Annotated in this window: 16 protein-coding genes and 1 pseudogene; 2 read left to right on the top strand and 15 right to left on the bottom strand. The window is 37.6% G+C overall.

Annotation, left to right across the window (positions count from 1 at the left end):
* The 10 genes and pseudogenes from ABYK33_RS00395 to ABYK33_RS00350 form a co-directional block, all read right to left on the bottom strand.
* Nucleotides 1-270, bottom strand: a pseudogene (locus tag ABYK33_RS00395) (hypothetical protein); the annotation flags it as partial.
* Between the two features lie 9 nt (nucleotides 271-279).
* Nucleotides 280-945 carry an ABC transporter ATP-binding protein gene (locus tag ABYK33_RS00390; protein WP_373030918.1) on the bottom strand — a complete coding sequence of 222 codons (666 nt, stop codon included), beginning with the start codon at nucleotides 943-945 and terminating at the stop codon, nucleotides 280-282.
* Nucleotides 946-956: 11 nt separating this feature from the next.
* On the bottom strand, nucleotides 957-2,135 hold the full coding sequence (locus ABYK33_RS00385; RefSeq protein ID WP_373030916.1) for an ABC transporter permease: 1,179 nt from the start codon (nucleotides 2,133-2,135) through the stop codon (nucleotides 957-959).
* Nucleotides 2,125-2,358, bottom strand: a complete 234-nt coding sequence (locus ABYK33_RS00380) for a hypothetical protein (protein ID WP_373030915.1) — start codon at nucleotides 2,356-2,358, stop codon at nucleotides 2,125-2,127. Before ABYK33_RS00380 ends, ABYK33_RS00385 begins: the two co-directional genes overlap by 11 nt.
* 16 nt (nucleotides 2,359-2,374) lie before the next feature.
* Nucleotides 2,375-3,064 (bottom strand): nitrous oxide reductase accessory protein NosL, encoded by a 690-nt coding sequence (locus ABYK33_RS00375; RefSeq protein ID WP_373030914.1) that lies wholly within the window; start codon nucleotides 3,062-3,064, stop codon nucleotides 2,375-2,377.
* 1 nt (nucleotide 3,065) lies between these two features.
* On the bottom strand, nucleotides 3,066-3,782 hold the full coding sequence (locus tag ABYK33_RS00370) for a nitrous oxide reductase accessory protein NosL (protein WP_373030913.1): 717 nt from the start codon (nucleotides 3,780-3,782) through the stop codon (nucleotides 3,066-3,068).
* Between the two features lie 230 nt (nucleotides 3,783-4,012).
* Nucleotides 4,013-4,900, bottom strand: a complete 888-nt coding sequence (locus ABYK33_RS00365; protein ID WP_373030912.1) for a CoB--CoM heterodisulfide reductase iron-sulfur subunit B family protein — start codon at nucleotides 4,898-4,900, stop codon at nucleotides 4,013-4,015.
* Between the two features lie 9 nt (nucleotides 4,901-4,909).
* A complete protein-coding gene (locus ABYK33_RS00360; RefSeq protein ID WP_373030911.1) occupies nucleotides 4,910-5,914 on the bottom strand; it encodes a succinate dehydrogenase/fumarate reductase iron-sulfur subunit in 1,005 nt (334 codons plus the stop codon).
* A 10-nt stretch (nucleotides 5,915-5,924) separates the two neighbouring features.
* Entirely contained in the window at nucleotides 5,925-7,652 is a 1,728-nt protein-coding gene (locus ABYK33_RS00355; RefSeq protein ID WP_373030910.1) for an FAD-binding protein, read from the bottom strand.
* Between the two features lie 143 nt (nucleotides 7,653-7,795).
* Nucleotides 7,796-8,863 (bottom strand): hypothetical protein, encoded by a 1,068-nt coding sequence (locus tag ABYK33_RS00350; protein WP_373030909.1) that lies wholly within the window; start codon nucleotides 8,861-8,863, stop codon nucleotides 7,796-7,798.
* A 148-nt stretch (nucleotides 8,864-9,011) separates the two neighbouring features.
* Between ABYK33_RS00350 and ABYK33_RS00345 the strand changes: the two genes are divergently transcribed.
* On the top strand, nucleotides 9,012-9,848 hold the full coding sequence (locus tag ABYK33_RS00345) for a thiamine-phosphate kinase (protein WP_373030908.1): 837 nt from the start codon (nucleotides 9,012-9,014) through the stop codon (nucleotides 9,846-9,848).
* 8 nt (nucleotides 9,849-9,856) lie between these two features.
* On the opposite strand, the gene ABYK33_RS00340 is transcribed toward ABYK33_RS00345, so the two are convergent.
* The 5 genes from ABYK33_RS00340 to ABYK33_RS00320 all read right to left on the bottom strand — a co-directional run bounded on the left by ABYK33_RS00340 (nucleotide 9,857) and on the right by ABYK33_RS00320 (nucleotide 13,883).
* Nucleotides 9,857-10,369 (bottom strand): hypothetical protein, encoded by a 513-nt coding sequence (locus tag ABYK33_RS00340; RefSeq protein ID WP_373030907.1) that lies wholly within the window; start codon nucleotides 10,367-10,369, stop codon nucleotides 9,857-9,859.
* Nucleotides 10,357-10,965 (bottom strand): hypothetical protein, encoded by a 609-nt coding sequence (locus ABYK33_RS00335; RefSeq protein ID WP_373030906.1) that lies wholly within the window; start codon nucleotides 10,963-10,965, stop codon nucleotides 10,357-10,359. Before ABYK33_RS00335 ends, ABYK33_RS00340 begins: the two co-directional genes overlap by 13 nt.
* Nucleotides 10,962-12,410, bottom strand: a complete 1,449-nt coding sequence (locus ABYK33_RS00330) for an FAD-dependent oxidoreductase (protein WP_373030905.1) — start codon at nucleotides 12,408-12,410, stop codon at nucleotides 10,962-10,964. The genes ABYK33_RS00335 and ABYK33_RS00330 overlap by 4 nt, the downstream gene beginning before the upstream one ends.
* On the bottom strand, nucleotides 12,407-13,081 hold the full coding sequence (locus ABYK33_RS00325) for a phosphoglycolate phosphatase (RefSeq protein ID WP_373030904.1): 675 nt from the start codon (nucleotides 13,079-13,081) through the stop codon (nucleotides 12,407-12,409). Before ABYK33_RS00325 ends, ABYK33_RS00330 begins: the two co-directional genes overlap by 4 nt.
* A 127-nt stretch (nucleotides 13,082-13,208) precedes the next feature.
* Entirely contained in the window at nucleotides 13,209-13,883 is a 675-nt protein-coding gene (locus ABYK33_RS00320) for a hypothetical protein (protein WP_373030903.1), read from the bottom strand.
* Between the two features lie 198 nt (nucleotides 13,884-14,081).
* Between ABYK33_RS00320 and truD the strand changes: the two genes are divergently transcribed.
* Nucleotides 14,082-15,149: a tRNA pseudouridine(13) synthase TruD gene (gene truD / locus ABYK33_RS00315; RefSeq protein WP_373030902.1), complete on the top strand. Its 1,068-nt coding sequence runs from the start codon at nucleotides 14,082-14,084 to the stop codon at nucleotides 15,147-15,149.
* Nucleotides 15,150-15,326 lie beyond the last annotated feature (177 nt).

Here is a 15,326-nt window from a genome sequence, read left to right as displayed (position 1 = left end):
CATGGCACCTGGTAATAAAAGAGACAATGCATCAATACTAAAGATAAAATAGACCACAAGAATAAACTTCATCAGAAAGACAAAAAGGATAATGGTACTTACTAAATAAGCTTGTCTCTCTAGTGCGAATTGAAATGGTGTGAAACTCTCAAAATCCCATTTAACCAGCACTTTTAAAGAGACCATAAATGCCACAAACAATAGCGTAAAAAGTGTGGCTTCACTTAGCAGAAAGACGATAACTTGATTTGAAAGGAGTGCTTCATTCATAGGGATACTTTATACGATCTTTCCATCGACCATAGGGACAACTGTACTTTCAAATGATAAACTGTCAAACAAAGGATCATGTGTCGCAATGACAATGGTCTTGCCCATACGATGCAACTCTCCAAGTATATTGATGAACAAAAGTGAGTTGTTTCTGTCTAGGTTAGCAGTAGGCTCATCACAAAGAATGATACACGGGTCTGCCACTAATGCTCTAGCGATGGCGGTACGCTGTTTCTCACCACCAGAGAGTCTACTTGCGAGTACTTCTTTTTTATGAATGATATTAGCCACTTTAAGTGCCTCATCCACTTTTTCATGAATCTCATTCATTTTTAATCCAGAAGGAATGAGAGGGATAGTCACGTTTTCACTGACAGAGAGATGTTCAAAAAGGTTAAAATGCTGAAAGATCATACCTATCTTTTTGGCACGAAGTTCAGAGGCAAAGAGGTCTGGTAATTTACTGATAGGTTCATCCTCTATGAGGACTTTACCTGCACTGGGTTTGTCAAGTCCTGCGATAAGAGAGAGGAGGGTCGTTTTACCGCTGCCACTTACACCTTTGAGCACAACACATTCACCATGAGCAATATTTAGATTGATGTCTTTGAGCACAGGTACTTCATTTCCACCATGATGGAATGTCCTGTAAAGGTTTTCTATTTTTATCATCGTCTTAGTACTCATAGCATGGCCTCTTTGGGGTCAGTCACTGAAACTCTCCATACCGGTATCAATACCGCTGCAATAAAGGGGAGTGCATAGATAAGAAAGATGGAAGTCAATACTGAAAAGTCAAGTACAGGTACAAAGTTTAGAGTATTTTTTAAATTTTGAGACCCTAAAAAAATTTCTCTAAGCAAAGGTGCACCTAAAACAAAAACATACACATAGGCAATAAATACGCCTAAGATATAGGAGATAAAGACTATGACCAGTGTTTCAGTAAATTTAAATTTCAATACATCGTTAATACTCCAACCCAACGCACGGAGTAATCCTATATGCCGTCGTTCTGAAGAATAGACCATACTGTAACGCTGATAGAGTATTAAAGCGAAAGTACCAAGCAGCACTAAATAGAGTATGAGGAATAGACCACCTTTATAGTTATAAAGATTCTCATAGGATTTTTGTACATCATTTTTGTTTACTACATGAAGGTCATAATATAAAGCTGAGACTTTGTCTGTCATCATGTTCCATTCATCCGGATTAGGCACAGAGAACGTAATGTCAGTGACTTCATCTTCACTATATCCCAGTATCTTACGTGCCAGATCTATAGGCATGACCATCATGTCATTGTTTATGAGATTGGCTTGTGAGGGGAGGGTCTTAAAAATATTTACTTTTTCAAATGTACCCTTAGGTGTTAGGAAATTATAGCCATCCTTGTAAAAACGTGCAGCAAGATAACGCTTAACACCTTCACCTACTAACATTTGATTACCATTAAAGAAAGATTTTATATCTGTTTTATCAATGAGTTTTTGAAGTGTTTTATGACTTTGCTCTTCGATAAAATCGACACCTACCACAAGGAAGGATTTCTCTTTTGCTTCAAAGAAGTATCGTCCATAGACTCTAGGGGTTAACTTACTGACACCATAGATATCAAGAAGTTCATCTTCCCATACTATAGGCGTAGGAATAGATTTCCCTCCTTGAACGCGAGTGACTACAAAATCAGGTTGTGCCTTTAAAGACTCTTCTAAAGAATAACGTATAGAAGAAGAAAGAAAGAGTACTGATGAAAGTAAAAAAAGTATCAATATGGATATAACTATCACACTCAAGTGTTTGCTGCGTTCTTTAAAAATCTGAAGGGTAAGAAAGTGCCAAAAAGCATTAGCGTTCATAGATAAAATCCATTCTGCCTAATGCTGACATATCGGGATAGGTACTATTATAGGCTGATTCATCATATCCTACACTCAAAGAGAGAGGTGCCATATGTGTAAGTGCCGTCATATGATACATAGTTTGTGTACTTTTGGTATATGGGAAAAGTATATAATGTAAACCCATAGAAAATAGCATGATAACCAATAAAAGGGCAAAAGCTGCAAAAGGTTTTATCAAGCGTATTTCCTATTCATTATTCGGTATATTCTAGCCCATCAAGCCCCATAACAAGCTTGGGAGTAATATCATCAAAACGGATGATCTTTTCACCTCTGTGGTCAGTCATAAAGTTTTGTGCCGCTTCATGGGTAAGGAAAGGGATAAGTTCATTACCCATAGGACCATAGACATCTGAACCAACAACATAAAAGGCTTTATACGCGTCTATAGCTTTTAGTGTATAAAAGTCAGTAACCTCAATGCTGCTTATCTTATTTCTATCATAGGGGAAGTCTACATCGAAGATATAAAACTTCATCATATCTTTCACACCGTCAAAATAGTGTTTACCCTCTATGTCTATACGTGCAGCCCATTTAGGGTATTTCGCCACAAACATACCACATACAGGACATTTGACCTCTTTAGGTACTGGCATTTGTTCTTTAACATTTGTCAAACTTTCTGACTGACCTGCCAGGATAAAATAGACTAAGGCTTCTTTATTTCGCTTATTGAGTGTCATACATGGTTGTATGTTTTCTATCTCTCGTAAGATATCCTGGAGTTTTTTACTGTTAATTTGTGAGAGTTTCTCTTCATCACACAGTTTTAACGCTACCTTTTCACCTTTTTGGACAAGCTTGGCATACTTGGAAGGGGAGACCCCTTCCGCAGAAAGTAAACCTAAGAGTAAAAAGAGAGGCAGAAAAAACCGTAACATACTAACGTGACTTTAAGTAAAGACCAATGGCTTGAAGCTGCATACCATTGAGGTCACCACAAGGTTTCTCTGTTGTTAAATGTGATTTTGCATCAGCAACACTGGTAAAGTTGGCATCCACGGGTGTACACATATTTGTATACATCATTTCACCTTTTTTAGCCATCATTGCCTGTTTTTTCTCTATCATAGCTCTCTCTTGTACAAATGTACTTTTTACAGCATCTAAAACAGCATAATATGTCATCACTTTTCCACCATTTTCTTTTGCAAATTTTGCAGCATCGGATTTTTTAGCAAAAGCATATTTACTTGTCTTACTCATAGTACCAGGTTTATCACTACCCATAACATACCATGATCTTATGACATCTATAAATTCTAAAGTTGTATTATCAACTACTTTAACACCAGTGACTTCTGCACCATCTGCCATAGTTTCAGCCAAACAGTGGATAGAGCAGTACTGCTCTGTCTTACCATGTACATGTGCTGCATGATTCGTCTTATAGAACATTGGAAGTGTCATTCCGCATTTAGGACAGTACATTTTATTTACACCTTCCTGAAGGATCACAGCCTTATCTGGAGAGACTGCTTGAAAACGTATAGGCATTTTTTTACCTGTATGCGCTTTCATTTCATGCTTTATTTCCTCAGAAAAACCATTCGAACTTAACATCACTAACGCTGCTAGCAGCAATACCATTTTCTTCATAATTCCATCCTATTCATTTAATATGTTTATATTATAACTTAAGTGTTAAATTTGTGTTAAAAATAAAGATATATTCTTCTATATTCAGATAGATTCATCTTTACCCTAAACACATTAATTATAACATGTTTTGTATAACTTGATAAGCGTAATTTTAAAAATTATATGAGTTAGAAAAGTGTGTATATCGTTCCAGAAATCATGTTTGGAACGATATATGTAGTAGAGTATTATGCAGTATAAAGATGTTTTGCTTTTTGAACGTGGAAATTTAGACCTATTTCTTTTTCTGTACATCCAAGAGCTAGCGCAACCATTTGTGGCATATGTAAAACTGGGAGTTCAACATCACGACCCATGACTTTACCGATACTGTCCTGGTAAGTATCCATTTTAAGGTGACAGAGTGGACATGGAGTTACCATAAGGTCTGCATTGTTATCCACCGCATCCAATAGAGCATTTCCTGCCAGTACTTCAGAGGTATGATTGGCTTGAAGCTCTACGTGGAAACCACAACATTTGTTTTTACTCTCATAATTTACAGGGTTACCCTCAAGAGCAGAAATAAGGTTATCTAATGAAGTAGGTTTGTATGGGTTTTCATGACCGTTAGCATCTTCATGTAATTCAGATGGTCTGATGTTATGACAACCATAGAATGGTGCGATATTTAAGTGGCTAAGTGGTGTTGTAACTTTCTCTTTAACATTCTCTAACCCATACTCGTCTATGATAGCATAGAGGAAGTGTTTGATCTCTGATGTACCTTTATACTCAAGTCCTACTTCTGCAAGTTTTTCGTTGACTCTTGCTTTTAGTTCCGGATCTGTGTCAAGCGCATGTTTTGTCATAGCAGAGTTAAGCTGGCAAGTATTACAGATAGTGATCATCGTAAGGCCCAGTTTTTCTGCGTAACATATATTTCTAGCATTCAGTACGTGTGCTAAAAACTCGTCAAAGTCTTGTAGGTGACTTGCACCACAACAACTCGCTTCTTCAAGTATAGTAATTTTAATACCTAATTTATCAGCTACTGCAAGTGTAGATGAAAGTAACTCAGGTGTAGACTGCTTTGCAGTACATCCTGTAAATAATGCATAATGTAATTGGCTCATCTGTTCTCCTTACAGTTTATTTGTTTGTGAAATTTCAATAAGTTTTTGAACTTCATCTAAATTTTTTATCTTCGGAATACTATTGATAAAAGGGATACCTGAATGCCAGTGAATTTTACCTGTTTTCATCATCTTCATCGCTGTACCAACATGCTTTAACGTACCTAAATAGCCCTCAGAATACGTAACAATATCTGCTTCATCAAGGTAACCAGTTTTCTTCATACCTCTTAAGAAACCTTCCGCGTGACGTGTTGCAACATTACTTTCAGCTACACCGCGTACAAATTGTAAGTTGTGAAGTTTTCCGATTTTTTCAATAGGATTGATCTCTTTAGGACATGCTTCAGCACACTCAAAACATTTAACACAGTCCCAAACACCTGAGCCACCTTCAGCAGTGATAGCAAGACGTTCATCTCCTGCTTCATCTCTTGTGTCTACAGTAAATCTATAGGCCGTGTTAAGTGCTGCAGGTCCAAGGAAAGCATCATTGACTTCCAACGCAGGACAAGAGTAGTGACAGGCACCACACTGTATACAAAGGTCAGAATCCAAAAAGTTGTTAAACTCTGCAATACTCTGTTTTGTTTCATGTGCCGGACGAGGGTCTACATCTGCAACCACATATGGTTTTACAGCAGCATGTTTTTCCCAGAAGTCAGATTTATCGATGATCATATCTTTGATGGCACGTTTCTTAGAGCTTGGTTCAAGTGTAATATCGTTATCGAAAAGGTCTAGTAGTTCTATGGCATTTTGTTTACATGCCAGTACAGCTTTTCCATTTACTTTGATCGCACATGCACCACAGATACCATGACGACAAGAACGTCTATAAGAGAATGAACCATCATGTTCCCATTTGATCCTATTCATAAGGTCAAGGATCAGTTCATCTTTTCCTACTTCCATTTCATACTGTTTTGTGTATGGAAGGTAATCAGTTTCCGCATTAAATCTAAATGCTTTTATCGTTACTTTTCTAGTTGCGCTAGTTTCAGTTATACTCATCATGACCTCCTTAATATGTTCTTTCTTTAGGCTCAAATTTACCAAGCACTACTTCACCCCATTCTGTACGGATATTAAATTCTTTATCCATATATGCGTATGTGTGTTTCAAGAACTTTCCATCATCTCTTGTCGGGAAATCTTCACGGAAGTGACCCCCACGGCTCTCTTCACGCATTAAAGCGCCAACAACTACAAACTTCGCAGACTCCAACATATGTCCAAGCTCTATGGCTTCTTGTAAGTCGGTGTTGAAAATATTTGACTTGTCGTCAATACGGATATGATTAAATCTTTCCAAGAGTTCATCTATAAGTTTTAGCTGTCTCTCTAATGTTTCTTTTGACCTAAATACACCCGCATCCGCAGTCATACCATTTTGCAGTTCAGTTCTAATACGCGGTACTGTCTCATTCCCACCAGAAGTTTTTATCTTATTCATTTCGTTTATAAATGTATCTGCATCACTCACCGATGCTTTACGTAATGTTGCACCCTCATCAAGTGCTTTTATCATGTTTTCACCTGCATGACGACCAAAAAGCATGGCTTCCAGTACTGAGTTCGCGCCAAGACGGTTAGCCCCATGTACAGAAACACAAGCACACTCACCAGCAGCGTAAAAACCTTCTACAAGTTCAGTAGGAGACTTACGTACTTGACAGTTGATATTCGTTGGAATCCCACCCATAGAGTAGTGTGCTGTAGCAGAAATGTGGATAGGCTCTTTCAGCATATCCTGCCCCTGGAATGCAATCGCAAGTTCACGAAGCTCTGGAAGACGTGTTAAGATGATCTCAGGGTCTAGATGTGTAAGGTCAATGTTCACAGACTGACCATCTTTACCTACACCTTTACCTTGACGTACTTCTTCCATAATAGCACGAGATACAACATCACGTGAAGCAAGCTCCATCGCGTTTGGTGCATACTTAGTCATAAATCTTTCACCCTCAGAGTTAAAGAGACGACCACCTTCACCACGTGCCGCTTCTGAGATAAGTACACCTGAACCACCAAGCCCACTTGGGTGAAATTGAACAAACTCCATGTCTTCCAATGGAAGACCATGACGTGCTACAATAGAAAGTGAATCACCTGTGTTTGCATGTGCATTTGAGTTAAATCTAAAGAGTCTTCCATTCCCACCTGTAGCAAACATCGTTACTTTTGCATTGAAGATAGCTACTTCAGAGTTTTTGATGTTATAAGCAACTACACCGGATACTTTTCCATCTTCATAAAGTAGATCACCCGCATACCACTCATCAAATACTTCGATGCCTGCACGGTCAGCTTGTTCATAAATAGTTTGGAGAAGCGTAAGACCAGTTCTATCTTTTGCATAACATGCTCTAGGTTGAGACTGTCCACCAAATGGTCTGACGGCAATGTCACCTTCGACATCTCGTGAAAAAACAGCTCCCATTCTTTCTGCCCATCTGATAGTCTCAGGTGCTTTACTACACATAAGTTCAACACAGTCCTGATCTGCTAAATAATCAGATCCTTTTACCGTATCAAACTCATGAAGTTCTGTAGAATCATTGTTACTAAGAGCAGCATTTATGCCACCTTGTGCCGCACCTGAGTGAGATCTTAATGGGTGAAGTTTAGTGATAACTGCTGTCTTTTTACCTGCTTCTGTCAACTCTTTAGCCGCAGCTAAACCAGCGAGTCCAGAACCAACGACAACTGCGTCATATTCGTAGATTTTAATATCTGAGTTTTTGCTCATATTATCTATATCCTTTGTTTACAATTTGCTTTTATCATATCTTTATTAAGCATTAATTTTGGTTATAACGTGGGGTTTAACGGCTTAAAAGTGCGGGAGTGTATAGTTTAGTAGCGCGGCATTTCTACCATGCTACTTGTTCATTATGCAACTATAGTGTTTACTTGAGAAACAAAGTCCTCAGCAGAGATAAGCTCTAAACCTATCATCTTTCTACCTATGACTTTTTCTATGCTAGAGAAGTGTTCTCTGAACATATCAAGTGCAGCAATTTCTTCAACCAAAAGAACTTCAGCACCACTGTCATATGCATCTAAAAGAACTGCTCCTGCTTTTTTCAAAGCCAAGTCTTTATTGTCTTCCAGGATACCAACTCCGCACAGTTTGTTTGCTCTTGAAAAGTGAATACCTTTGATCCCCATTTCGCCGATCAGTTTGTGCATTGCATCATGAGAAGCCAGACCAGCATAATGTGCTACCCGCTTTTCTTCAATACCATCTATTGTCTCTGCAACTCTTTTTGCTACTACAACTTCAGTCACTTCTTTCTCATTCTTAGAAAAGCGGGCTATGATCTGTGAGCATAATGAAGGTGTATCTTCAGGTTTAACCATTACTTTAAGTTCTTCTATGGCAGCTGTGTGATCTTCTGCATTAAAGAGATTATTTTCATATTCACAATCAAGAAGTCCAGAGTGCACAGAAGTGATAGCCTCAAGTATGTTATCTTTGTGCTCTGAACCTTCACTTATCATTTTATGTGCCAATACAAGCACTGCATCACCAATGTACTCACGGTCAAAGTTTTCTGTCTCTGATGCGTAGTGTAGGGCATAAAGTGTTTTGTAGTATTTCAAGTCTGACTCAGAAGCATAGGGTGCTAAAAGCTCAAAACTTTTCATAAAGTCATTGTCATTGATCTTAAGTCCATCATTTGAACGATAGCTGCTTACCGGGTCTATCTGTAAAGAAGTACCAAGTCTTTCTACTATCGATGATACAGACTGTTTAGCTTCTACAACCAAACCATTGATTTTCATTACAAGCTTTTGTTTTGGGTAAGAGAAGTTTTCGTTCATTTCCTGTATCTCTGCGAGTAGATCTTTTGCAGTTGCATCAGTATCAACAGTGATGTTGAAGTTTTTATAGTAAGGCAGGTAGTCTGTTTTAGCATTAAAAAAGAATGCTCTTATTTCAAGTTTATGTGACATAGGAGGCTCCATATAAATATATTAGATAGAGTATAGCTTATAGATATTTGAAATAGCCTACATAGCATGAACTAAATATAAAACGATATAAGTATGTTACAATTTTACCAATAATTAAGAATAAAAATTCAATGCAGGAAAGCACTAAATGCCTAATCAAATACAAATAGACAAAGAACAATATCTCATAAACAAATTAAGTTCCAAGTACATTGGTGATGATGCAGCCGTCATAGGAGATACGCTTTACAGCATGGATGCTTTCTTTGAAGATACACATTTCAAGCGTGAATGGATGAGCATAGCTCAGATAGGGCGTAAAGCAATGCTTATCAATCTCTCAGACGCCATAGCGATGAATGCACAACCAAAATTTGCCCTTATTACAGTCTCAATACCTAAAGATATGACAGAAGCACAGATAGACGAATTGACTCTCAGTTTGGAACGTACTGCAAAAGAGTACGGATGTGAGATCATCGGAGGAGACACAATAGGCGGAGATAAACTACATCTCTCTATCACTATCATCTCCAAAAGTGACAAACCTCTTTTACGTACAGGTTTAAAAGAGGGTGACCTGTTGGCATATACAGGTACTTTGGGTGAGAGTAAAAAAGACTTGGATGCACTTTACAGAGGTGAAAAAATAGCTGGGAATTCACGCTTTTTTGAGCCTACTTTAAGAGCAGAATTCATAGCTAGATCAAGAGATTATCTACATACGGGAATGGACATTTCCGATGGACTCTATTGTGACACGAATAAATTATTAGATATTAATAAATATGGATTTGACTCTTTTGAAGAGATAGACGACACAGTAGGGCTTAGCGGAGAAGAATATGAAATGTTAGTAAGCTTTGCTCCTGAGTATTATGGAGAAGTTATGCAGATATCAGAAGAGACAAATACACCGCTAACTGTCTTTGCAAAAGTGGCTAGAAATAGTGATAGATATCAGTGTAAAAGTCATCATTTTTAAAGTCTGAATTAGTGATTCTTCTGCATAGATCTTAAAAACATTTCCCTAGCTTCTATACCTAACATTTTGGCTTTAGTGAGATCAGGGTAACTACCACCTAATCCCGTACCATCATTACCATGGCAACCTCCGCAAATACTAGTGTAAAACATTGGTGCATCTTCGGCATAAGGGGTACTACATTGTCTACCCGATAAAGTCATAGTATAACAGGCTATTTTTTCAGCATCTTCAGGATTGGCAAAGCCGCCTTCCATTACACCTCCTTTAAAACCTAATCCAGTAGAACCGTGATTGATCACTTGAATAATGTACTGTTTTGTATACTCATCTGTATTTATCTGGGACAGTTCATCTTTATAATGTAGTACTTTATGTGTTTTTATATGCTCTTTGTAATGCTTATGTTTTTTACTGTCTACTTTTAAGGGATCACGAAACTGTGCATTGTACAGAGCATAAAGCAGGACGATCAGAATGGACAGAAATGGTATAACCTTTACATTTATTATCTTTGCCATTTGGCTTTCATTCTTCGTCTAAGTGCTTCTTGCACATCATCTATAAGTTTCTTTGCATCATCGTCATAAACAAAATCACCTTTATACTCTCGTTCAACTGACCTTACATACATTTGAAGTGTTTCTGTTTCAGTGTTGTTTTTGGGAGGCGTAAAAAGGTACTTCATCCCACTCTCTTTATCATAATTTATTCTAGCTGTCTCAATATATACTTTACTTGATTTTAATACTACTGTATGGTTTGGAAGCATTTCATAACGCTGTATTCTTGCACCATAAGGGCTATCATATGATTTTCCTTTTCTATCCCAAAAACTATAGAGCGTGATCTCAGTGTCATTAATTTCATAGCTACCATCTTGCATACTCTGATCAGAGCATGTTCCTGTACGATCTTTAAGAATAAGGCTCAGCACAAAGTCAAGATCATTACTTCGTTCTTCTTTGTAAAGCTTCATCACTTCACCCTTAGAATCATAGATATCATATGTTTCGGTCACAATGCTGAAGTCCTGGTTTTTAATGGTAACGTGTTCAAGTTGTGCAGTGGCGAAAAGAGTAGTAAATGTAAGTAGAAGAAGTAAAAAGAGTTTCATAGTATTTTCTCCGAGATATTTCTGTTGGCCAATGCACGTGGGTAGTCTCGTTTTAGAGCTACAGATTCTGCCCTTTTTCTTAGTGAAGGCTCATCTAAATGTATAGTATCTGTAAATTCACGTTTTCCTATAATATTATCTTCTAGATATGCCAACTCGACGAATTGTTTAGCGATGGCATCTATCATATCTAATACTGAAGAGACTTTGACTATTTCACATCTGGCATAACGTTCACGAGGGAAAGAGACTTCTGCTACACGTAAAGTAGGGTCATCTCCAGGGATCTGCTGTGCACCAAAAAGTGGTTTACTTCCTACCGTGGCATTATTGAAAGCCGGCATGTATTGAGAGAGATGTTCAATCGCAGCTTTTGTACGCTTTTCAGTTTCTTCCTGTGTCCAAGATTTTTCTATTTTGTCTAGAAAGTCTTGACCTAATCTCGGTTGGCAACTTACAAGAGAATTTGAGACCAGACCATCTTCATAGAGTGTGATATTCTTGGTCATGCCATGCAGTTGAAAATATCCGCCAGGGTAGGGGGTAAACTGTCCCATTCCTTGTGGTGTACCACGCTCTCCATGAAAGACAACTTCAGGAAACTGTGTCCCCTCACATCCATCCCAGTGACTCACATAGGCAGCTTTAAACTCTACCATAGACTTACAGGGAGCGCCCAAGAGATCATCTATTTTCCCTGTCCTGAATCCTGCAGCATTAATCAAATAGTCAAAAGATTCTGTGTGACTTTCATCATCCTTGACATAACTGATATTCCAACCTTCTGTTTCAACGTTCTGCTGTACATTATAGACGATGCTGTTTGTATGCAGTGTAACAGAAGCTAACGACTCAAGAGTCATTTCAGCACCTGCAGCAAGTCTAAAGAGGTTTAGTCCATACTCCTGAACCATGATAAGAGGAAACTGTACTTTATCCAGGTCGATATTTTTCGCTACGGGCACCATCCACTCATCAGAAGTTTTAGGTGTTTTAGGCAACTCTTTTTCTCTCAGACGTTTTATATCTTCTTTAGTGTAGATCTGATAATAGTTTTCTGGTTTTCCGAGTACTTCATTCTTAGGATCTTTTGCGATATGAGCTTTATACTCATATGTCAGCAACTCAAGGCGTGGAAGCAGCGCCTCAGGAGTTGAACTGTCAGTAGTGGGCAACACTATTACAGTAGGTCTATAGTCCACTACAAAAGGATAGAAGCGTAAAAAATCTATAGATTGTTTAAGTAAAGTGATACACTGTGCATCAGAGATCTCACGATAAAGATTTCCTCCTGCATGTAAATGACACCACGGAGGCCCGCTCACCAAGCTTGCATCTTTTTCAAACAGTGTTACATTTAAACCAAGCTGACCAAAATAAAGTGCTGCACTTGATCCTGCAACACCTCCCCCAATAATGGCTATCTTAGCTTTTTTTTCTATCATAACGACTCTAGTAACATTGCAAAATTATCTACTATAACATCTGGTGCATACATGCTAATGTCTTCACCATAGTTATAACCATACGTTACACCTACACTCTGCATGGCACAGGCATTAGCAGCGAGTATGTCATTTTTAGAATCACCAACCATCACACATGCTTTCACATCAACATTGAGTGTTTCACAAACATGAAGAAGCGGAGCAGGGTTTGGTTTTTTTTGAGCTAGACTGTCTCCACCTAAGATGAGTTCAAACAACCCACCTAAGCCTAATCCCTCTAAGATAGGCTCTACAAAAGCAAAAGGTTTGTTAGTTACGATAGCTAAACGGTAACCTTTTTCTTTTAATGCTTTTAGTGTAGAAGGTACATTGGGGTAAGTCACCGTAGCCACACATAAGTTCTCTGCATAAAAAGTCAAAAAAATCTCTAGTGCTTTAGCAGCAAAAGATGTATCAAGCTCTGCATCTATCTCACTCTGTCCTGATAAAGCACGATTTACTAAAGTCTGAGCACCATTACCAACCCAACCGTCTATAATACCTTCACTAAAAGTGTCACGATCTAAAGTTTTCAACATATGGTTAACTGCCAATGCCAAGTCGGGGGCACTATTGATGAGTGTACCATCTAGGTCGAAGAGTATGGCTTTTTTGTTGGTAAATTTCAAATCAAGAACCTTAGTATATTTTGATAGATTACTTATGTATATCATTCAATGTGATTATACATATTTTATCTAAAAGATGCGTATACAAAAAATACCTAATTAAGATAATTGATGAAAGTTTAAAAACCTAATCATTTTTCAAATAATATTTGTAGTCTTTCCATAAAAAAACCATACCTAAAAAATACAGTTGCATGAGCAGTGCTATATTCCACTCCACAATATTTTCGCTTTCATTTGTCTTCGTATTCATAACATCCATTGCACCACTTACGATACCAACGGCCAATATCAATATGATGATAATGAGTTGATACTGCAAAACTCTCGGTTTTATAGTACCTTTTTCTAGAGATGGAAAAATATGATAATGTTGTCTGAGCAATAATATTTGAGCAATTGGAGTACATACAAAATAGAGCAAAATACCATATCGGCGCATAAAACGATTCACTTCCCCTGTCGTACCTAAAAAATCAATATAGACTATTAAAAAAAGTGCGCCAACTACACCTAGCCATAAAATAACACGAGCTATATTGGTAGTTTGTCCGTAAAGCTGGTCCAACCACTGTCGTACATATATCCAGAACCATATCAACAATATAGCGTATGCGATCATAGTAGCACGAAATATATATAGGGAATTACCGCTACGTGCAGCTTTACTGATACTTGTACACCCATCTAAATTAGGTACACACAAAGATACACTGCCTTCATAAGCACTTAGCAAGTATACGACATTGCTAATAAGGAACGGCAATACTGCTATTATGATTGCCAGTGTTCTGGGTTGCATTTCATTTCACCAATTATATCTTTTAATATTTATCATAAAGTATACATAAAATGTCTTACCATTACAAGAAAGAATAACCCGTTAAATATTAAAGACTACATTTTCTTTGTCCTACCTCATACACTGATACGTTATTTGTAACGTCTAACTTAATAACCTTTCAGATAAAATACTAATATATAAAATAGAAAGAATTTCATGAACCTAATCTACCCACTAAATATCAAAAATGAATTTGTATTTAACTCCTCTCCTAGAGATTTTACTGTTGAGGAGATACCACTGTATGAATTTACAGGTGAGGGCGAACACCTTGTGCTACAAGTACGCAAAAAAGATCTGACTACCTGGGAGATGCTTGATATCATTTCTAACCATGTTGGTATACGTCGTCGTGACATGGGATACGCTGGTCTTAAAGACAAAAATGCCATGACAATACAGTACATTTCAGTCATGGCAATACATGAAGAGAAGTTAAAAGTATTTACGCATGATAAGATAAAGATACTCTCTACGGTTCGTCACAATAACAAAATAAGAGTAGGGCATCTTAAAGGTAATCGATTTAACATCCGCCTTAAAAAGGTTCTGGGTATAGAGAAAGATAAACTGGACTCTGTACTTAAATGGATAAAAGCAAACGGTGTACCAAACTACTTTGGAAACCAGAGATTTGGAACCGATGGAAACAACTGGGTAGATGGGAAAAAACTCATAGAGGGTACACTTAAAATACGTGACAGGAAAACCAAAGAGTTTCTTATGGGGTCTTATCAAAGTTATCTCTTTAACGGATGGCTTTCTAAGCGTATGGAACTCAACCACTTACTGGAAAAATTCACCGAAGCTGAGACAGAGCAGATACTAAAATTACCGGAAGGCTCACTCAAAGGCACAAAATCACAGCCAAACTTTTTTAAACTTGTAGAAGGAGATGTGATGATGCATTACCCTTATGGACGTTTGTTTAATGTTGAAAACCTAGAAGAAGAAGCCAAGCGTTTCGAATCTAAAGACATTGCCCCTGCAGGGTTGCTTCCTGGGAAAAAGACAAACAGAGCTGAAGGGGTTGCTGGTTTGATAGAAGCACCTTTTGCTGAAGATATTAACTTAAATGGAGCCAGACGTTATGCGTGGATACAAGTAACAGAGATCAAGAAAAACTATGTAGAAGAAAAAGCCCATTATGAACTTAGTTTTGTGTTGCCAAAAGGTTGTTATGCCACAAATGTGTTGGATGTTTTAAGAGGTGGACAAGCCTAAATATTCATACTACACGATCACTTACTGTGCTTAGGTAGGATAGGGGAATCTTAACTCAAAGAATTCCTGTATGCCAATAATGAACTATACAAACATTAGCACACAAAAAATATAATATTAATAGAAGATTCGCATATAGTGTTGTGACTTATTGTTAAGAGAAATTTAATTTAGATG

The organism is Sulfurovum sp., assembly GCF_041562805.1.
In the GTDB taxonomy this organism is placed as follows: Bacteria; Campylobacterota; Campylobacteria; order Campylobacterales; family Sulfurovaceae; genus Sulfurovum.
Note: the sequence above shows the minus strand (reverse complement) of the source record. Positions and strands in the feature narration are given on the sequence as shown.